Genomic DNA, 19862 nt, shown 5'->3' with positions numbered 1-19862 from the left:
AAAATTACTGTCTCCAGTAATTACATTTTGTTATCAATCAATATCTCAATGAACATCTTCAAAATCTTAAAGCGAAATCTCGCAGCAAATCTTCACGATCTACTCACTGATTTTTCGACTTTTTTGAAGAACAATTGCTTAGTTAAACATATCATTGTTTCGTTAAGCGGTTGCAAATATACAGACACTTTCTCTTACCAACCAAACTTTTTGAAAGAAAAAAATGAAAAAAAATGAAAAAAAACTTAAACACTTAAACAACAAAGATTTAGTCGCTAAAATAATTTCGAACTTTATTTCAAAACATACAAATCAATATCTCTTAGCTTACATCATTACTTATATAGATAAATAATAACCAAAATTCAGTAAGTCAAAACCATCTAAACTAAAACCAAAACTAAACCTTCAATAAATCAAATGAAAAAATACTACCAGCAGCAGATGTACTTAGAAAAACTTGATCAATCAAAAAAGTAAAAGATATCTATAAAAAAGGGAATAAATAAGAGATAACCAGAATACCAATTGACCTAGCCAAAGTCATCAGGTTTTTATACATACATATAAAAGTACAACTACTTAATCCATCTAATAGATCAACTAAGTGCTAATTTACTTTACCAAAACAGTGATTTTAATTAAAACTATTAAAGAGTAATTAATCGACACCAATACTTTCTAACGTAGCTGAAACAAAACTTTAATCCTTTGTTGTATTCACTACTCCATATTGATCAAATAGATAAATCAAACTAGTCATTGTTGCTGCACCCAATTCTAATTCTCGTTTATTAACGGCATCAAAAGTATCGTTAGCCGCGTGATGAAAATCAAAATACCTTTGTGAATCCGGCCTTAATCCAGCAAGAACAGTCCCAATTTCCTTTAAAGGTCCAACATCGGCACCGCTGCCACCTTGTTCAAAATAATGAATCAAATAAGGTTTGAATAATTGCATCCATGATTCTACTACTTCCATTTGTTCATCACTGGTATCAAAACTAAAGCCTCTAGGAGTAAATCCACCAGCATCACTCTCTAAAGCAAAAATATGATTTTCCTTTTTCAGCATTGCTTGCTTTGCATATTCTCGAGCACCTTTCAATCCGTTTTCTTCATTCATAAAAAGAACAACTCTTATAGTACGTAACGGTTGATAATTTAAAGCCTTTAATGTATGTAAAACTTCCATACTTTGAACTACGCCCGCACCATCATCATGACTCCCGTCACCTAAATCCCAAGAATCTAAATGCCCGCCTACAATAATCACTTCATTAGGGAATTTACTACCTTTTATTTCACCTATTACATTATAACTTTCTACATCACCCCAATTGGTACAATCTTGTTTCAAATAAAACTCTAGATTCTTATCTAATAATAAGTATGTATGTAGTTTTTCTGCGTCATTAGTACTTATAGCGGCGGCTGGGATATAGTTCTCAATCGGCAAATCTCCATAACTCATAGAACCAGTGTGAGGATAGTCATCTAATCGTAAATTCATAGATCTAACAATAACAGCAACTGCTCCATATTTTCCTGCTTCCTCAGCACCGCTATATCTTTGATCTACACAACCACCATATGCTTCAAAAGTTTGAATTTTCTTAGGATCCATAGGTCTATTATAGAAAACAATTTTACCTTCTATTTTGCTTTTTCCTAATTGCGCGAGTTCTGCAATAGAGTTAACTTCAATTACCTTTGCTTTAATTCCGGCTTCTCTAGTCGGTATTGAACCTCCCAATGCACATACATTGACATTTATAGTAGATAAATCATTCAATTGAATATAGGCAAATTCTGGTGTGCCTCGAGTCCATTTTGGAACCATGACTGATTGTAACTCGGTTCGATTTGTAAATTTTGCAAGTTCTTTTTCGGTGTATTCAACTGCTCTTTGTGCCTGTATGGATCCAGATAGCCTTCCTCCTATAGTATTGGATAAATATTCTAACCATTCATAACTTTTTGATTCTGTAAGATTGAAGTCGTAAATACTTCTCATCATTATTGAATCTGCTTTCTTTGTGGTTATGGATTGCGCTTTCGCGAAAGCGGAACACATCAAAATAATAAACCCAAAACTATATATCTTATTCATTTTCTAAAGCTGCTATATATTCATTAATTTTCCCTGATGTCTCCTCATCTAATTGTGGAGGTAGAATATCCTTAAATTTAGATAGCGTTTCTACAAGAACCTTTGCAACAATCAATCGCGCCATAGGTTTATCATCTGCTGGAATGACGTACCACGGAGCATTTTTTGTATTTGTGTTTTTTATCGCTTCTTCATAGCAAAGCATATACTTATCCCACAGCTTGCGCTCTTTCAAGTCATCTTCTGAAAATTTCCAGTTTTTCTCTGGTAAATGAAGTCTTCTAAGTAAACGATTCTTTTGCTCCTCTTTACTTAGATTCAAAAAGAACTTAAAAATAAAAGTACCATTCTCAGTTAACTCCTTTTCAAAATTATTGATTTGTTGGTAACGCATTTGCCAGAAATCCTCATCAGCATCTTCAGGGCTATCAAATCCAGGAAGCTTTTCGGCCATTAGGTATTCTGGATGTACCCTAGTCACTAGAACATTTTCATAATGTGTTCTATTAAAGATGCCAAAATGCCCTTTTGAAGGTAATGCTACATAATGTCTCCATAAATAACCATGAGATAATTCTAAATCTGTAGGCACTTTAAAACTATGTTGTACAACACCTCTTACATTAAAATCTTTGAAAACCTCTCTTATAAGACTGTCTTTACCAGAAGTGTCCATACCTTGAAAACATACTAACACAGCATGCTTATCATGGGCATAAAGTCTAGTTTGAAATTCTGCTAACTCTCTTCTTACAATTGCTAATTCCTTTTTAACTTCTTTTTTAGAAAGAGCATCGATAGAACAAGTAGAAAGTTTTGAAAGTTCAAAATTGTTTTTAGCTAGATAATCTTCTGATAACATACCTCTATTTATTTACTAGCAAAAAGCTTTACGTCCTTCTCACTAATTTGTTCACCGCCTAAGATAATTAATCTTTCCACTACATTGCGCAGCTCACGTATATTACCTGTCCAGTCGTATTCTTGTAGCAATTTAAAGGCTTTATCTTCAAATTGCTTAGCAGCATTTCCCTGTTCTTTTGCAATTTTTGCTGCAAAATGATTGATTAACAAAGGTATATCTTCTCTTCTATCGTTTAAAGAAGGTACATTTATAAGAATAACAGCAAGTCTGTGATACAAATCTTCTCTAAACTTTTTATCTGCTATTTCTTGTTTAAGATCTTTATTGGTCGCAGCAAGAATTCTAACGTCCACCTTAATGTCTTTATCACTTCCTACACGCTGGATTTTATTTTCCTGTAGCGCTCTCAGCACTTTGGCTTGAGCCTTTGCGCTCATATCACCTATTTCATCAAGAAAGATGGTACCACCATTTGCTGCTTCAAATTTTCCTGCGCGGTCTTTATTTGCCCCAGTAAAACTACCTTTTACATGACCGAATAGTTCACTTTCAATAAGCTCGCTAGGTATCGCCGCACAATTCACTTCAATAAAAGGACCTTTAGAACGATCACTTTTTTCATGTAGCCAGTGTGCCACTAGTTCTTTTCCAGTACCATTCTGTCCTGTGATAAGAACCCTAGCATCGGTCGGCGCGACTTTTTCAATAATATTTTTAATGATAACGATAAGCTCACTTTCACCAATCATTTCATAATTCTTACTAACCTTCTTTTTAAGTCTTGTGTTTTCAACTAGCAGACTTTTTTTATCTAATGCATTGCGCACTGTATTGAGTAACCTATTCAAATCTGGTGGCTTAGAAATATAATCAAATGCTCCTAATCGCATAGTATTTACAGCCGTATCCAGATCACCATGACCAGAAATCATAACAACAGGGATTTCTGGTTTAATTTTCTTAATGGCTTCCAGAACCTCAACACCATCCATCTTAGGCATTTTTATATCACAAAGAACCAGATCATAATCGTTGTCTTTGATCAATTCTATTCCTTCTAGACCATCTGACGCTTCAGACACTTTATAGTTCTTATTTTCTTCAGATAAAATTTTACCTAACACACGACGTATCGCGCTCTCATCTTCTATTAGGAGAATATTTGCCATAATTATATTTTGAATTTTAAACCTATACGAGAGTAAAACGTATTGGTGTCATTAAGAGTGACTACATCATCTGCATTATCATCTCTTAATCTAATATCATTGATAAATGTATAACCTGCATACACATATGCAGATATATGTTTAGTAAAGTTATACTGATAGCCAGGACCAAACATAGCAACCGTCATAGAAACATCTTCGGCTACACCTCTTGTAGTAGGCTCATCGTTTTGAATGTTTGCAAAAAAACCATCTAATCTAGCATATAACTGCACACTATTTTTATCGCTAAATCTATATTTGAGGTTCATTTTAGGTGCTCCTAAAGTAAAACTCCAGTCCTCATTTATTTCTCTATAATAGTTTATGTATGGTAATGGAAACGGTCTACCTGCGGTTGTATTATACTGCACACCTACAACAAGTTGCCACGGTTTACCACCATCTTCACGATTCTTTTCATTTTTAATAAAGTAAACACTGGCAGACAAAAAGTAATCATCGCTATGCGCTTTACCTTCATCAAAATTAGAGGCTACAAGAATACCAGCGCGCGATCCAAATCTCCAATTATTTTTCATTGGAAATGTGTACCCTAATGAAACTTCAAAACTTTCGTATCGATCAGTTCCAAAATCAGTACGCATAAAATCATCACGCACTAAATACTGGACATTTCTATATTCAATAAAAGGGACGATATAAGTACCTTCATCCACTTTTAACGGCACATTTGCAAAAGTTCTAAATCTTCTAAAACTGTTATCAGATTTTCGTTGCGGAAAATAAGTATACTCTGCTCTAAATAAATCTGTTCCTTGAGAGTGCGCTTTCGCGAAAGCGATAACAAATAACACAATCACACATAGCTTTGCATATTTTCTCATACTATTCATGACTCATATCATTAGAATTTTGCCTAACTGATGGCTGAGATATAATGTGCAAATCTCTTTGCGGAAATGGGATCGTAATCTGATTCTCTCTAAATGCCTTATCAATAGCAAAACGTAAGCTACTCTTGATGCGTGGATCTGTAAACGCATCTCTTATAAAGAAGTAAACACCAAAGTTTAATGAACTATCGCCAAAGTCATTGAACATAACAAAAGGCTCTGGACTTTTTAAGATCCCTTTTTGTTCACGAGCACATTGAATGAGTATCTTTTCTACTAATGCTGTATCACTACCATAAGCTACTCCTACCTGTACACTTTCTCTAGTTTTTGGATGGTTTTGAGTATAATTATATACAGACTCTGACATGAAAAGATGATTGGGAATGATTAATATTTTGTCATCTCTGGTAATAATACGCGTACTTCTCAATTTAACTTCAAAGACACGACCCACCTTACCATTCATTTCAATTACATCATTAACTAATACAGATCGATCAATTAAAATGGTTACTCCAGCAATTATATCTTTAAATAAATCTTGAAGTGCAAAACCTAAACCTACAAACAGGGCTGCACTAGCCGTTAAGATACCGGTAAGTTGTACTCCACTAGAATTTAATACTGTTATGATTACAATGATGTAAACTACATAATTAAAAAATTTAAAAACGCTTTCAAACTTCAACTTATCAGGTGCGTCCATTTTACGAGTTACCACTTTCCTAATACCTCTTAAAATAAGAGTAGTAATTAAAATCGCAATAACAGCTAAAATAAGCATCCAAGTGTCCAGATGGAATCCACCGTTTTTTCCCTCGGGAACTATTTCATAATTAATAAATTCTTTTATTTTATCCCAATCTATATTCATATTTAATAACGGAGCCATTTATAAAGCTCCTTCCAATTTGTTTTTTTACCATACATAAGTATTCCTATACGGTATATTTTTGCTGCTAGCATTGCTACACCTATTATACTTACATAAAGCAATAACATACTGCTAGCAATTTCCCACCAGGCAATATCACCAAAAGGTATGCGCATTAACATAACAATAGGAGATGTCAACGGAATATATGAAAAGACAACGGCTACAGTACCATGTGGATTGTCCATTACAGAAAAGAATCCTACATAAATTGCCAGCATTAACGGCACGATTACAGGTAACATAAATTGCTGTGTATCGGTTTCATTATCTACTGCTGCTCCTATCGCCGTATATATGGATGCATAAAGAAAATAACCACCCATGAAATAAATAAAGAAACAGATCAATAATTTTAAAATAGGCAACTGAGCAATATCATTTATGACCAATTCCATTTTTGTCATGTCTTGTGCTTGTGCCATAACATCTGCATTTGCAGGATTTGTAAATGCTTCTACACCAAAAAACGTGGTTCCTATTGTTAATAGAATAAAACCAACGATTACCCAGATAATAAATTGTGTAATACCAGCAAGTGAGGTTCCCGTAATTTTACCAATCATTAAATAAATGGGCTTCACACTACTCACTATAATTTCTATAATGCGACTGGTTTTTTCTTCTATTACAGATCGCATCACCATATTACCATATATAATAATGAACATCATCAATAAATATCCAGCGGCACCACCTGTAGCGATTTTTATCCATCCAGACATTTTACTAGTTTTCTCGCCAGAGAAGTTTTGGACTTGAATTTCTTTATCAATTTTACGTTCTAAAATGAGACTAGGACTTATCCCAACGTCTTCTAGGCTTTGTGAAGTAGCTTTATCATTTATTTTATCCTCTATGGATTCCAAAAAATCCTTTGATGGTGAATCGTCAGAATAAAAACTTAAATCAGTCAAAGCGCCGTCTCTAGATTCCATAAGGATCAGCCCATAGTAATCTGCTTGCTTGCTTGCTGCGACTGCTGCTTCTTTAGAGATACCATCTAACTTAATATATTCATTACGGTCTGAGGATTCAAAAAGAGATATAAAATCACCATCTGTTTGATCTAGGATAGCAATTTTTCTTGCCGTGTCAGAATTAATACTGGTCAACCATCCTATTAATAATACAACGCCTACAAAAATCAATGGACTTACAAAAGTCATGACTATAAAGGTTTTATTCCTAACCTTATTGAGGTATTCCCTTTTTATAATGAGCCACAATTTATCCATTATGCTGCACTGTTTGAATGAAAATATCGTTTACACTAGGAATAACTTCACTAAAATGAGTCAACTCTCCTAAGTGCGTCAACTTGTTTAACGCTACTGGTATTTCCACATTTTCTGGAATTCTAATTTGAAAGTCTAGGGTATTATCTAAACCAGACAGTTCGATAGGAAGAGGATTGAACTCTGATGGAATTTGTTGAAATGCCATATCATTATTCATACATATTAATGAGACAGCATAATTACGATCACGATACTGTTGTTTTACATCACTCAGTTTTCCTTGTAAAACTAGATTTGATTTATTGATTAATGCAATATGATCACACATTTCTTCTACACTTTCCATACGATGTGTTGAAAAAATAATCGTTGCACCATCATCTCGTAATTTTAAAATCTCGTCTTTAATAAGGTTTGCATTCACTGGATCAAAACCAGAAAACGGTTCATCAAAAATTAATAAACTCGGCTCATGCATTACAGTTACAATAAATTGTACTTTTTGTGCCATACCTTTAGAAAGTTCTTGTAGTTTTTTATTCCACCAACCTTCTATTCCTAATCGATCAAACCAATATTGTAACCGCTCTTTTGCTTCTGTTTTTGACAAGCCTTTTAGACGAGCTAGATAAATACATTGCTCACCTACTTTCATAGATTTATATAGACCACGCTCTTCAGGCATGTAACCTATATCTTCTATATGTTTAGGTTGTAATTGCTCACCATTCAAAAGGATTTTACCTCCATCTGGCATAGTGATCTGGTTGATAATTCTTATAAGTGAAGTTTTACCAGCACCATTGGGTCCTAGCAAACCATAAACACTTCCTTTAGGTACAGAAAAAGACACATCGTTCAATGCTGTGAAATCTCCGTAAATCTTTTTTATATGTTGTACTTCTAATGCGTTATCCATGCAAAAATTAATTGTGCTAAATTAACAAGAACGATATGGGATTACTAAGTATTTTGAAGATTTTAATATCGATACTAGCCGATTAATTAATAATAACAGATAAAATACGCGAATCTTCACATTTTTCTATAGAATTTGGCATAAAAAAACCCACCTCTTGAAAACAAGAGGTGGGAAAAATTGCTATGAAAAAGAAAAATAACAAATGGTTGGTTGACCATTCGTTGGAGTAAATATATATAAATTTTTCTAATCCATTAAGTTTTCTTTAAGAAAACATGTCTTTTACCTTTCCAAAGAACGATTTGTCGCCTTTTTCTGGTGCAGGATCAAAATTAGAATCGGTCATCATGCTTTCAAAAAACTCTTTTTGTTCCTTAGTTAACTTACGTGGTGTCCATACATTAATATGAACAAGTAAATCACCAGTACCATAACCATTTAAGCTAGGCATACCTTTACCACGCAATCTCAAAATTTTCCCACTTTGGATTCCAGCTTCAACAGGTATACGTACTTTACCTGTTACGGTCTGTATTTCTTTAGAAGTTCCTAGAACCGCTTCTGGTACACTAACATACAAATCGTAATGAAGATTGTTACCTTCACGCTGTAATTCTGCGTGCGGTTTTACTTCTATGTCTACAAGTAAATCTCCACTTACTCCATTTCCTGGTGCATCATTTCCTTTTCCAGAAACTTTAAGACGCATGTCTGATTCTACACCAGCAGGAATTTGGATAGTTACTGTATCTTCTGAAGCAACCATCCCTTGAGAATCTGCTCCATCTGGTTTATTGTCAATAGTCTGTCCAGCACCACCACAAACATTACAAGGCGCAGCAGTTTGCATACGACCTAAAATAGTGTTTTGGATTCTGGTTACCTGACCGCTACCATTACAAGTACCACAGGTTTTATAACTTACGCCTGGAGCTTGTTTTTTACGTTTTACTTTAACTTTTTTATCGACACCATTTGCTGCCTCTTCTAACGTTAGAGAAACTCGTATACGTAAATCTTTACCTTTTACACGACGCTGCCCTCCACGACTACCACCGAATCCTCCAAAACCGGAAAATCCGCCGCCACCGCCGCCAAAAATATCACCGAACTGACTAAAAATATCGTCCATGTCAAAACCTCCAGCACCACCACCGCCAAAACCTCCAGCTCCACCAGAAGTGTATGCTTGATGACCCATTTGATCATAACGAGATTTTTTCTGTGGATCGCTTAAGGTCTCATAAGCCTCTGCCGCTTTTTTGAAATTCTCCTCTGCAGTTGCGTCTCCAGGATTTTTATCTGGATGATATTGAATAGCCTTTTTTCTATAGGCCTTCTTTATCTCTGCAGCGGTTGCTCCTCTTTGTACGTCTAATATGTCATAAAAATCTGCCATAATTATTGTCCTATCACTACTTTAGGAAAACGGATGATCTTGTCTCCCAGTTTATATCCTTTTTCTATTACATCTACCACTTTACCTTTCATATCATCGTTAGGCGCTGGTATTTGAGTAATGGCCTCATGTATGTCTGCGTTGAAAGTGTCTCCTGCCCTAACGTCAAATTCTTCTAGACCTTTTCCTACTAACGTAGTACGTAATTTTCCAGAAATTAATTTAACACCAGTGATTAGATCTTCATCTTCAGATTTATTAATCTCAATCATCGCTCTGTCAAAATCGTCAAGAACTGGCAACATGTCTCTTAAAACTCCTTCACCAGCAGTTTTAAAAAGTTCCATACGCTCTTTTGCAGTGCGTCTTTTAAAGTTTTCAAATTCTGCAAACAAACGTAAAAATTTATCTTTTTCTACCTGCAATTGATCTTCAAGAATTTCTACCTCGCTGCGTTCATCTTGTACCTCTTCTTGAACTTCTTCTGTTTCTTGCTCCATTACTTCTGGTGCTTCCTGCTCTTTCAGGTCTTTTTCTTCTTTATTATTCTTTGCCATTTTAGGATGGTATATTTTTAACTTAATTCGACTCTTTTATTATAAAGATGTTGGTACTTATTCCGCTTTCGCGAAAGCGAGAAACAAATCCATCTTCATCTTCCTCATCGCGATAAAGCAAAAGTGCTGCCATTTCAAATACCGTGTCATTATGTCACCGCAATTATTAATATAGTTTTAACGCTACTATTTGTATATACATTTAATTTTGTTAATCAAATAATCAAATATCAAATAATGAAACGCAATTTTTTAAAAATCACAGGAATGGCAGCGGTAATCGCTTTTACAGTTGCTTGTAAAGACAACAAAAATGAAGTAGAAGCTACTGAAGCTGCAGATGCTGCTGAGGCGACTGTAGAGGCAGTGACTTATACAGTAGATACTGAAGCTTCTAATATTGCATGGATAGGTTCTAAACCTACAGAAGACCATACAGGTAATATCTATCTTTCTAGCGGTATGGTAAAAGTAAATGGTGAAGCTTTAGAAAGTGGAGAGTTTACCATTGACATGAATTCTATCGAGGTAACTGACCTTGAAGGAGATAAAGCGGCTAGTTTAAAAGCGCATTTAACTGGAGAAAGAGAAGGTACTTCTTCTGACTTTTTTAATACAGCTGTGTACCCAACGGCAAAATTTGTTGTAACCGGTTTAAGTGGTTCTACTTTAGAAGGTAACCTTACTTTAAAAGATGTTACTAAAAACGTTTCTTTTCCAGTAACTGTTGCTTATGATGGTGACAAAATGATGTTGAATAGTGAAGAGTTTACTATCGATCGTACAGATTGGGGAATTAAGTATGGTTCTTCAAGTCTTGCTGACGTTGTTGCTGACAAAGCGATATCTGATGATATTAAATTAAAAATAAGCCTTGTTGCTGTGAAGTAATTAGAATACTTATATTTTTAAAAAGGTCTACAATCACAAATTGTAGACCTTTTTTGTTTTAGTTATAGTGTATTATTGCATTTCATATTCTAATCAACCTATGCAGATTAAAAAGGTCCTTTTTACCCTATTTCTTTTCATAAATGGTACTTCTCTACTCTATTCTCAAGAGTTTGAAGAAATAGCGATAGATTCAATATTATCTATACAAATGCCATTTGATACCTACTATTATACTGAAAACGATAGTATTGATGGAATAACTAGGTTAGTGCATTATGCTGATGTTGATGATGTTTCCTATTTTGTTTACAGAATAAGAACTGATGATCTCTCCTGTTATTCCAACAAACGCGAGATGAAGAAACATTATAAAGATGTTAGTGACTATCTAGTAAGTGGCAGACCACAAAAACGTGTAAAATATAATTCTACATTTATTGATAAAGATGTTTTGCAAGGTGTTATAGAATACAACGATTTAGACGCAGAGACAGAAGAATTGTACAATAGTGATTTTCGTTTTATACAGATTAAAGAAACGATGTATCAAGTAAGTCTATATCAACCGGTAAAAGGGTTGAAAAAAAGTACAGCAGATGATTTCTTTAATAGCATTTATATCAACCCAGATTATACTAAAGAAAATCAATATACAGAATGTAACAGCTTTGACGCACTCTTTAATAATGAGAACGATCCAGAAAAATCTAATGCTTACAACACTGGTTATGCCTTAGGGTATATGGCTGGTGGAGTACTTTGTTTTCTATTAGTTGCTGGACTAGTTGTACTGGCCATTGTTCTTATTGTGAGAAACAATAGAAAGAAAAGTCAGGAACAATGGGATGAGTTTAATGAGAGGTCTTAACAGAGTCAAGTGGTGTTGCTTTAATCTTGATATGATTTCCTTTCATCATGATGTATGCCCATAAACACATTAAACCTGTATAAACACAAATTAAAGAAAAGATGGTTTTGAATTCCCATTCTACATAAGAACGAGCAACGAATACACCCAGAGTTAGAACAAGTAGAACGATACTATTATATTTTGCCAAGGCACTTAATTCAATCCAAAGATCTGTTTGATTTTCAGAAATTATAATATTAGACTTTATCATACCAGATTTTACTTGAATCTTATCTCCAGGATTGACTTCTAGCATATAGAAACTATCACTTTTCACCAGGTCTTTGCGTCTATCGTTTTTTAAAACTTCTAAGTACCTGTATGACCAGCCTACTTTTGTTTGTTTTGGATAATGGATCGTAATATTCATTAATTACAATTTTCACCTATTTTACTTATCTCAAATATTGTTTTAGAGCTTTTTCTAGTTCTGGATATTCAAAAACATAACCATTTTCTTCCACCTTTGCACTGCTGGCATGCTGACTGGCAAGAACGATAGAAGACATCTCACCTAGCATTAATTTCATTACAAATTCTGGTACATTGGGTAAAAAAACTGGCTTCCCTAATACCTTACCTATTGTTTCCATCATTGGTCTATTTCTTACTGGATGCGGCGCGACACCATTATAAACTCCTTCTAAGTTATTTTTAAGAATATGAATAAATAAGCCAGATAGATCATCTATAGCGATCCAACTTTGCCACATTTTGCCATTACCAAATCCAGCACCAGCATAAAACTTTACAGGTTTTGACATTTGTTCTAACGCGCCGCCTTTGTCTGACAACACAATCCCTATTCTTACAACCGCATGATTAAGTCCTAATTCTTTAAACTGTGCTCCTGCTTTTTCCCATGCGATACAAACATCTGCAAGGTAGTTAGTCGCTGTAGGTGGTATTTCATCTTCTCTAAGAGCTTTACCATTTTGATCATCTGGATAAATACCTATAGCGCTAGCCGTCACCGCATGTTTTACCTGATGATCGGTTTCTTTTAATAAACGCAACAACAATTCTGTGCTGTTTAAGCGGCTATTAAGTATACGCTTTTTTGCATCTTCATTCCATCTTTGAAAAACGGTTTCTCCAGCTAGATGGACTATAGCATCGACACCTTTAATACAATCAGCATCAATAGTCATTTCTTTTACATTCCATAAAAAGCCTTTGTAGTTTTGTTGACTCTTTATAGCGCTTTCTCTAGTGGTGAGATAATGAACCGTGTGACCTTGCGCAATTAAATCTTCTGAAATTCTTGAGCCCACTAGACCAGTAGCTCCTGTTATAAGTACAACCATGTTACGAATTTAATTATCAAAGTAATAGAACGCTATATACTTTGGAGATAATTAACAAGAAAAAAGGTAATGTCCCTATTGAGTCATTACCTTTTTGAAAAGAAATTATTTAAATCAATTCTTATCTATAATCTGATGATTATTTCTTTATCGCTGTCTATAGTAAATTTTGCATCCATCCACGTTGGTGGACCATAGTTCATAGGATTGTTACTCATACCATAAGACTCTATAGGCATTCCTTGTTCAGAAAAATCCATGGATTGGTTTCCGTTTTGATCATGCAATACCATTACTGCATATTCTCCTGCAGGCACATTTTCAAAAGTAGCAATCGCTATTCTGTTCTTAATTTCTACACTTGCAGATTGTAGTGGTGCAGCTTTCATAAATTGACTTTCTGTGTTTAAGGAATACACCATTTTACCTTGGTCATCTTTTGCATTGTTAACTACAACTTTAAGAGTAAATGTCTCTTGAGCACTAAAAGTTAAAGAGATCAATAATACGATGATAGATGTAAATAAAGTTTTCATAGTAGGTTATTTAAATTGTTAGACAGGACAAATATGCAGCAATGATCATGTTATGAATAATTGTTATTACCCAACTGTCATTTTATATAACCGAATTGTAAAAACTGTAGAAATCACAACAATAAATTATTTTGAGTTTATAAAACCTTCTTAGAAAAGCACTTTACTATCTTTACCTTATGAATAAACAGTTTATATTTTTACTACTATCCATCATTAGTATCTCTTGTCAAAATCAAGAACAAAAAATTGATCCACAAACGGTTTTTAAATATAATGAACACGCAAATGTGACCAGTCTCGATCCTGCTTTTGCAAAGGACCAAAGAAATATATGGGTATGTAATTTACTATATAACGGGCTGGTAAAACTGGATAAAAATCTAGAAGTAGCTCCAGATCTAGCTGCAAACTGGAAGGTAGATACTACAGCTACTGTCTATACATTTTATCTAAAGAAAGACGTGTATTTTAATGACGCTTTCGCGAAAGCGAGAACCATAACAGCCCAAGATTTTAAATATTCTCTTGAACGATTAACGGATCCATCGGTAGCTTCTCCTGGCGCTTGGGTCATGAGTAACGTAAAAGAAATCAATGCGATAGAACCATTAGAGCTACAAATAGTTTTAAAGCAACCCTTTCCAGCTTTCTTGGGATTGCTTACTATGAAATATTGCAGCGTGGTACCAGAAGGTAGCAATAATTTAAGAGAAAAACCTATAGGAACAGGTCCTTTTTATCTGAAACGATGGCAGGAAAATGTCAAAATGGTATTGCGCAAAAACAATCGCTATTTTGAAAAAGATGAAGAAGGTAACTCCTTACCCTACTTAGAAGCTGTAGCCATCACTTTTAAAACAGATAAACAAAGTGAGTTTTTAGAGTTTGCTCAAGGAAATCTAGATTTTATAAATGCTATTGACCCTAGTTATAAAGACGAGCTTTTAACCACAGATGGAGAACTAAAAGAAAAGTATGTTCCTACTGTAAACCTAGTAAAGGCTTCTTTTTTGAATACTGAATATTTAGGACTTAAAGTAGATTCTAAATCATCTGAATTGCAAAGTAAATATGTAAGGCGAGCTATCAATTTAGGTTTTGATCGTAATAAAATGATCAAATATTTGCGCAATAACATAGGAACACCAGCGCATAATGGCTTTATTCCTAAAGGTATTCCTGCAGGTGGCAGCGTTACGGGATTTTCTAATGATCCCGAAGAAGCAAAAAAGCTTATTTTAAAGTACGTTGATCAAACTGGAGATAATAATCCATCAATTACTATAAGTACAGGAGCAAATTATCTCGATCTGTGTGAGTTCATTCAAAAAGAACTACAGAAAATAGGCTTGAAAGTTCAAATTGATGTTATGACACCTTCTACTTTAAGACAAGCTCGAAAAGCCGGACAATTAGACGTTTTTAGAAGCAGCTGGATTGCAGATTATCCTGATGCAGAAAATTACCTGTCTCTTTTTTATTCAAAAAACTTTGCCCCTAACGGACCTAATTACACACATTTTAAGAATGAAATGTATGACTCGTTATATCAAAAGGCTCTAACCATAAGCAACTCTAAAACAAGAACTGAACTATATAAACAAATGGATAGTTTAATCATAGAAGAAGCTCCTATCGTTCCTCTATATTATGATCAGAGTGTGCGTTTCATATCTAAGAAAGTTGTTAATCTAGAAAGTAATGCAGTAAATATGCTGGATCTGACGAGAGTGAAAAAAAAATGACATGTATTTCAAGTATATCTATAAAATGGTAATTTGATTATTGCTCACGTATCTCTAGCTTATTAGAAGAAGTATGAAATGATCAAATAGATGAACACCATTTTTAAAAAAGTCGTTAGAAAAATAACTGATAAGTCATTCCAAAATTCTTAAGAAGGATGATAACATCTAATAATCATTAGCGTCTTGCTTTATAAAATCACGAGTACGTTGAAAAACGTTTGTTCCGGAAGAAATTAATTAGAAAAATTTCCATTAATTAAGATGTGGACGTCATATTTATAAACCTCTTAGAAATTTAGCGTTAAAAACAAACATGTTGTATAAACAAATGTATTGTATTCTTTATCTTTCGCATTATTATGGATAAAACGATTTTAATTGATTTTTCTTCTTATAAAGAACTAGAAGACTGGACCAACATAAATGACACGGTGATGGGTGGCATTTCAAAAAGTACAATTGAATTAAATAGTGATGGACATGCCGTTTTTAGCGGTACGGTTTCCTTAGAAAAAAACGGAGGCTTTGCATCTGCTAGATATCAATGTCCCGATACTAAATTGGGTGATGCAACTAAAGCATTCATCACTTTAAAAGGTGATGGAAATGAGTACCAATTACGTTTTAAAGAATCTTCATCTGATGGACATTCCTATATTATTCCTTTTTCTACTACTGGAAAATGGGAAACTGTAGAACTTATACTGGAAGATATGATACCTTCTTTTAAAGGAAGCCATTTAAATATGGACAACTTTGATCACACTTTTATAGATGAGCTTTCTATTTTTATTGGTAATGAAGAGGTTGACTTTGAATTACTGATTGATAAAATAGAACTTGCATAACATGTAATTAAGGAATTTATTCTTTTCTACATTTAAAACCATAACAACAAACACTCTTCATATAGAAGAGTGTTTTCTTTTTTTGAAGAAAAGCTATTCTCAAATCTCAAGATCATATCATGATCTAGAGCGTTTACAATTTATGTTTAAAGAATTAGAGAATTCTGAAACCATTCCTATCTGTGAAAACGCATTAGTTTTAAGCATATTTTATCATGATATTGTGTTCGATGCTACCAGAAAAGATAACGAATATAAAAGTGCCCAGGTTTTAGAAAAACACCTTTCTAAAACATCCTTCAACAACATCAAGCTGTGTAAAGATCAAATCATAGCAACCACAACATCACAAAAAAAACCTGACAGATCCTGACACTAATTTATTGATAGATCATGACCTAAGCATATTAGGCCAGATAAATGAGATATACACCAGTTATACACAAAAAGTAAGAAAAGAATATAAGATGTATCCTAACTTCATATACAAACGGGCACGTAAAAAAGCGATGCTACATTTTCTTGAACAAGACGCCGTTTTTGAAAGAGAAGAGTTGACTCACACTTATGAGACTCAAGCCAGAGAAAATATTTTAAAAGAAATAAAAAGTCTTTTACGATTAAAACTTAACACTTAACGCAAGAATAATTTGTTCAGGTCTAGAATCAATCGTTAGCGGTCGGTTAATATTAACAGTATTATCGATAAAACTCAATTCATTATCAGTTAGACCACGTTCGTATCGCACATCTATACCTAGATTCCCTAAATTAATACCTATCCCAAACTGTGCTCCTATAGTGAAATCATTTTCCACATCTGTAGCATCTATATCTTGAATATCAGTATCCATGACATATTGTAAAGATGGTCCTGCAAAAATATGTAGTGGTCCTATTATTTCTGCACCTATTAAAATAGGTAAGTCTAATTTTTCAATATCAAACTGTACACCATTATATTCATTGCTCAACTGAGTATACTTCAATTCTGGTCTGACATAAATGATCCCAAAATCCAGTTTATAGTAGACACCTAGATGAAATCCTAATTCCTCTTTTGGGTTATCGATAATAGTCTGTCCGTTTTCTTTCAGATCACCGGTAGAACCATAATTTGCTCCGGCAGTAATTCCTAATCCGCTTTCCGACTGTGCCCAGGAAACGGTAGATGTAAGAATAACGAGAATTGCGACGTACTTTTTCATAACTACATTTTGATTATAGAACGCAATTTTGAACATTTTATTGATTAAAAGCATTTATTATAGATTTTGAACAAAACTACTAAAAAAGCGATGGTTTATTTTAACATTAATTTAAATTTTATTCTCAGAATTGCTAATATATTTGTATAAACAATTAATGTAATTGTATATTAAAAAATTATGAGTAAAAATGTTACTTCTATTCCGCTTTCGCGAAAGCTAATTACCACTCTAATTAAGAAAGGTACAGCGGTAACTGAAGCCATTAGTCTTAATTTAAAAGAGCATGGTATTACCTTACAGCAATTCAATGTCCTGCGTATATTAAGAGGTCGCAAAGGTAAAGTAGCAAGTTTGCAAGATGTGAGTAAAAACATGATTCATGCAAATTCAAATACTACTAGAGTTATTGATAAGCTGGTAGATAAAAAATTAGTAGGTCGCGTGCAATGCCCTACGGATAGAAGACAAATAGAACTAACTATAACTGATAAAGGCTTAAAACTCCTTGCCATTTTAGATAAAAAAGTGGACGATGCAGAAGCCTCACTTACTGAAAATCTAAATGAAACTGAAATGAGTTTATTAATCCATAATCTTGATAAAATTTAAATTTTTATTCTAATATTTGTACATACAATTAACATATAAACAATTAATTTTTTTTAACCATGAATGTAATTTTAAAATCTGCTATGATCCTTGCAATAGTTGCAGGAACTAGCACAAAAGAAAAAGAGATGAAAACAGTAAACACAGCAACAAGCACAGCAGTCTGGACCGGTAAAAAATTTGGCGGTAGCCATACAGGTACCATCCAGTTAAAATCTGGTCAGTTAGAGTTTAAAGAAGAAAAACTTACCGGAGGCAATTTTATCATCGATATGAGCTCTTTAGATGTTACCGATTTAGAAGGAGAAATGAAAGGAAAACTAGAAGGACATCTTAAAAGCGACGACTTCTTTTCTACTCAATCTTTCCCAGAAGCTACTCTAGTATTTACTTCAGTAGAAAATCTAGAAGATTATTATAAAGTAACTGCAAATCTCAACATTAAAGGAAAATCTAACCCAATAACCTTTGATCTTTTAGTAAATGATACTAGTGCAAGTACCACGTTAAACATCGATCGTAGTAAATATGATGTGAAATATGGTTCTAAAAGTTTCTTTAAAGGTTTAGGAGATAATTTTATCTATGACAATTTTGAAGTAGCGGTTGTTTTAAAGTTCTAAACCTCTTCTCAAATTTATCAAAATCCCACACACAGTTGTGGGATTTTTTTTGTGTAAATCTTCACTTTTTAATGGTCTACCTCTTCCCTATCTTTGAAATCTATTAGATGGCACCAGATGTTTTCAAAGATCGGTTGTTTTGATTTTCAATTAGTTTAAACAATGGTTGATGATTTAAAAACAATAACACCTTCAAATAGATTTAACTCGATTAGAAATGAAAGTGAATGTCTAACGTCTTTATAATAAAAAGCACACAACATTTACTCGACAACACATAATATACGATGAAAATTTATACCAAAACAGGAGATAAAGGAACTACAGCGCTTTTCGGAGGTACTCGAGTACCTAAGCATAATTTAAGAATCGATAGTTATGGAACCGTAGACGAGCTTAATTCCTGGATGGGATTAATTAGAGATCAAGAAATTGACTCTCACACTAAAAAAATCATCAATCTGATCCAGCACCACCTTTTTACTGTAGGTGCAATACTTGCAACACCACCAGAAAAAGAAACCCTCAAAAATGGTAAAGACCGTTTGAATATTTCTAAGATTAGTGATGAAGAAATCACCATGTTAGAAAAAGAAATGGACACTATGAATGAAGAATTACCACAAATGACTCATTTCATACTTCCAGGTGGTCATCCTTCTGTGTCATATTGTCACATAACTAGAACGGTATGCCGCCGTGCAGAGCGTATAGCATCAGAGCTTAACGATGTTACACCTATAGATCCTCAAGTTTTAAAGTATCTGAACCGACTTTCTGACTATCTATTTGTACTGGCACGTAAATTGTCTAAAGATTTGCAAGCCGAAGAGATAAAATGGATCCCAGAAAAATACTAATCTCATTTCATTCAGAGTCTGTTACTATTGCCTAAAGAGCATAAAAACAGTGACTTTTGATTAAAATGAAATAAATCGTGGGGCAACTGATGAACACTTTCAGCAAACATTTTGATTTTCAAAAGCTTATACGCTCTTGCAAATCTTGAAATCAAAGTAAAATTAACTTGCATAAATCGACGAGAAGTTTATTTTTGCAAAAAACTTAACGAGT

At 33.8% G+C, this 19862-nt stretch carries 22 protein-coding genes; 9 read left to right on the top strand and 13 right to left on the bottom strand.

Annotated features, from left to right (window positions below; translation table 11 throughout):
• Positions 1 to 703 precede the first annotated feature (703 nt).
• The 9 genes from ACTF54_RS11125 to ACTF54_RS11085 form a co-directional block, all read right to left on the bottom strand.
• The gene (locus ACTF54_RS11125; RefSeq protein ID WP_438969363.1) at positions 704 to 2113 is read right to left on the bottom strand and encodes a M20/M25/M40 family metallo-hydrolase; all 1410 of its coding nucleotides are present in this window, start codon (positions 2111 to 2113) and stop codon (positions 704 to 706) included.
• The gene (locus ACTF54_RS11120; protein WP_438969362.1) at positions 2106 to 2975 is read right to left on the bottom strand and encodes a PPK2 family polyphosphate kinase; all 870 of its coding nucleotides are present in this window, start codon (positions 2973 to 2975) and stop codon (positions 2106 to 2108) included. Before ACTF54_RS11120 ends, ACTF54_RS11125 begins: the two co-directional genes overlap by 8 nt.
• 8 nt (positions 2976 to 2983) lie before the next feature.
• Complete coding sequence (locus tag ACTF54_RS11115) at positions 2984 to 4147, bottom strand: sigma-54-dependent transcriptional regulator (RefSeq protein ID WP_347195692.1); 1164 nt, start codon at positions 4145 to 4147, stop codon at positions 2984 to 2986.
• Between the two features lie 2 nt (positions 4148 to 4149).
• Positions 4150 to 5043: a DUF6268 family outer membrane beta-barrel protein gene (locus ACTF54_RS11110; RefSeq protein ID WP_438969361.1), complete on the bottom strand. Its 894-nt coding sequence runs from the start codon at positions 5041 to 5043 to the stop codon at positions 4150 to 4152.
• Positions 5036 to 5938 (bottom strand): mechanosensitive ion channel family protein, encoded by a 903-nt coding sequence (locus ACTF54_RS11105; protein WP_347195694.1) that lies wholly within the window; start codon positions 5936 to 5938, stop codon positions 5036 to 5038. Before ACTF54_RS11105 ends, ACTF54_RS11110 begins: the two co-directional genes overlap by 8 nt.
• Positions 5923 to 7218: an ABC transporter permease gene (locus ACTF54_RS11100; protein WP_347195695.1), complete on the bottom strand. Its 1296-nt coding sequence runs from the start codon at positions 7216 to 7218 to the stop codon at positions 5923 to 5925. The genes ACTF54_RS11105 and ACTF54_RS11100 overlap by 16 nt, the downstream gene beginning before the upstream one ends.
• The gene (locus tag ACTF54_RS11095; protein WP_347195696.1) at positions 7211 to 8140 is read right to left on the bottom strand and encodes an ABC transporter ATP-binding protein; all 930 of its coding nucleotides are present in this window, start codon (positions 8138 to 8140) and stop codon (positions 7211 to 7213) included. Before ACTF54_RS11095 ends, ACTF54_RS11100 begins: the two co-directional genes overlap by 8 nt.
• Before the next feature lie 268 nt (positions 8141 to 8408).
• Positions 8409 to 9545 (bottom strand): molecular chaperone DnaJ, encoded by a 1137-nt coding sequence (gene dnaJ, locus ACTF54_RS11090; protein ID WP_347195728.1) that lies wholly within the window; start codon positions 9543 to 9545, stop codon positions 8409 to 8411.
• On the bottom strand, positions 9545 to 10099 hold the full coding sequence (locus ACTF54_RS11085) for a nucleotide exchange factor GrpE (RefSeq protein ID WP_347195697.1): 555 nt from the start codon (positions 10097 to 10099) through the stop codon (positions 9545 to 9547). The genes dnaJ and ACTF54_RS11085 overlap by 1 nt, the downstream gene beginning before the upstream one ends.
• A 237-nt stretch (positions 10100 to 10336) precedes the next feature.
• Here ACTF54_RS11085 and ACTF54_RS11080 point away from each other — a divergent pair, with 237 nt between their 5' ends.
• Positions 10337 to 10990 (top strand): YceI family protein, encoded by a 654-nt coding sequence (locus ACTF54_RS11080; protein ID WP_347195698.1) that lies wholly within the window; start codon positions 10337 to 10339, stop codon positions 10988 to 10990.
• Positions 10991 to 11090: 100 nt separating this feature from the next.
• Positions 11091 to 11861 (top strand): hypothetical protein, encoded by a 771-nt coding sequence (locus tag ACTF54_RS11075; RefSeq protein WP_347202059.1) that lies wholly within the window; start codon positions 11091 to 11093, stop codon positions 11859 to 11861.
• Here ACTF54_RS11075 and ACTF54_RS11070 read toward each other — a convergent pair.
• From ACTF54_RS11070 to ACTF54_RS11060, 3 genes are all read right to left on the bottom strand, one after another.
• Positions 11845 to 12273 carry a hypothetical protein gene (locus ACTF54_RS11070; protein ID WP_347195700.1) on the bottom strand — a complete coding sequence of 143 codons (429 nt, stop codon included), beginning with the start codon at positions 12271 to 12273 and terminating at the stop codon, positions 11845 to 11847. The two genes, ACTF54_RS11075 and ACTF54_RS11070, sit on opposite strands and share 17 nt — an antisense overlap.
• 25 nt (positions 12274 to 12298) lie before the next feature.
• Positions 12299 to 13210, bottom strand: coding sequence for a TIGR01777 family oxidoreductase (locus tag ACTF54_RS11065; protein ID WP_347195701.1), 912 nt, complete (start codon positions 13208 to 13210; stop codon positions 12299 to 12301).
• Between the two features lie 125 nt (positions 13211 to 13335).
• Positions 13336 to 13746, bottom strand: coding sequence for a DUF2141 domain-containing protein (locus ACTF54_RS11060; RefSeq protein ID WP_347195702.1), 411 nt, complete (start codon positions 13744 to 13746; stop codon positions 13336 to 13338).
• Between the two features lie 179 nt (positions 13747 to 13925).
• Here ACTF54_RS11060 and ACTF54_RS11055 point away from each other — a divergent pair, with 179 nt between their 5' ends.
• The 4 genes from ACTF54_RS11055 to ACTF54_RS11040 all read left to right on the top strand — a co-directional run bounded on the left by ACTF54_RS11055 (position 13926) and on the right by ACTF54_RS11040 (position 16983).
• Positions 13926 to 15494 (top strand): ABC transporter substrate-binding protein, encoded by a 1569-nt coding sequence (locus ACTF54_RS11055; protein ID WP_438969360.1) that lies wholly within the window; start codon positions 13926 to 13928, stop codon positions 15492 to 15494.
• Between the two features lie 362 nt (positions 15495 to 15856).
• Positions 15857 to 16345: a CIA30 family protein gene (locus ACTF54_RS11050; RefSeq protein ID WP_347195704.1), complete on the top strand. Its 489-nt coding sequence runs from the start codon at positions 15857 to 15859 to the stop codon at positions 16343 to 16345.
• An 82-nt stretch (positions 16346 to 16427) separates the two neighbouring features.
• A complete protein-coding gene (locus ACTF54_RS11045; protein ID WP_438969359.1) occupies positions 16428 to 16718 on the top strand; it encodes a hypothetical protein in 291 nt (96 codons plus the stop codon).
• A gap of 10 nt (positions 16719 to 16728) precedes the next feature.
• Positions 16729 to 16983 carry a hypothetical protein gene (locus tag ACTF54_RS11040; RefSeq protein ID WP_438969358.1) on the top strand — a complete coding sequence of 85 codons (255 nt, stop codon included), beginning with the start codon at positions 16729 to 16731 and terminating at the stop codon, positions 16981 to 16983.
• Here the strand turns inward: ACTF54_RS11040 and ACTF54_RS11035 are convergent.
• Positions 16966 to 17553, bottom strand: coding sequence for a porin family protein (locus tag ACTF54_RS11035; protein ID WP_347195706.1), 588 nt, complete (start codon positions 17551 to 17553; stop codon positions 16966 to 16968). The two genes, ACTF54_RS11040 and ACTF54_RS11035, sit on opposite strands and share 18 nt — an antisense overlap.
• A gap of 180 nt (positions 17554 to 17733) precedes the next feature.
• On the opposite strand from ACTF54_RS11035, the gene ACTF54_RS11030 reads away from it, so the two are divergent.
• From ACTF54_RS11030 to ACTF54_RS11020, 3 genes are all read left to right on the top strand, one after another.
• Positions 17734 to 18165 carry a MarR family winged helix-turn-helix transcriptional regulator gene (locus ACTF54_RS11030; protein WP_347195707.1) on the top strand — a complete coding sequence of 144 codons (432 nt, stop codon included), beginning with the start codon at positions 17734 to 17736 and terminating at the stop codon, positions 18163 to 18165.
• A 59-nt stretch (positions 18166 to 18224) separates the two neighbouring features.
• A complete protein-coding gene (locus ACTF54_RS11025; protein WP_438969357.1) occupies positions 18225 to 18788 on the top strand; it encodes a YceI family protein in 564 nt (187 codons plus the stop codon).
• A gap of 287 nt (positions 18789 to 19075) precedes the next feature.
• On the top strand, positions 19076 to 19648 hold the full coding sequence (locus ACTF54_RS11020; protein WP_438969356.1) for a cob(I)yrinic acid a,c-diamide adenosyltransferase: 573 nt from the start codon (positions 19076 to 19078) through the stop codon (positions 19646 to 19648).
• The last annotated feature ends 214 nt before the right edge of the window (positions 19649 to 19862 follow it).

It is taken from the genome of Nonlabens sp. (genome assembly GCF_965657255.1).
Classification (GTDB): domain Bacteria; phylum Bacteroidota; class Bacteroidia; order Flavobacteriales; family Flavobacteriaceae; genus Nonlabens.
The sequence above is the reverse complement of the archived record's forward strand: the minus strand, read 5'-3'. Positions and strand labels throughout refer to the sequence as shown.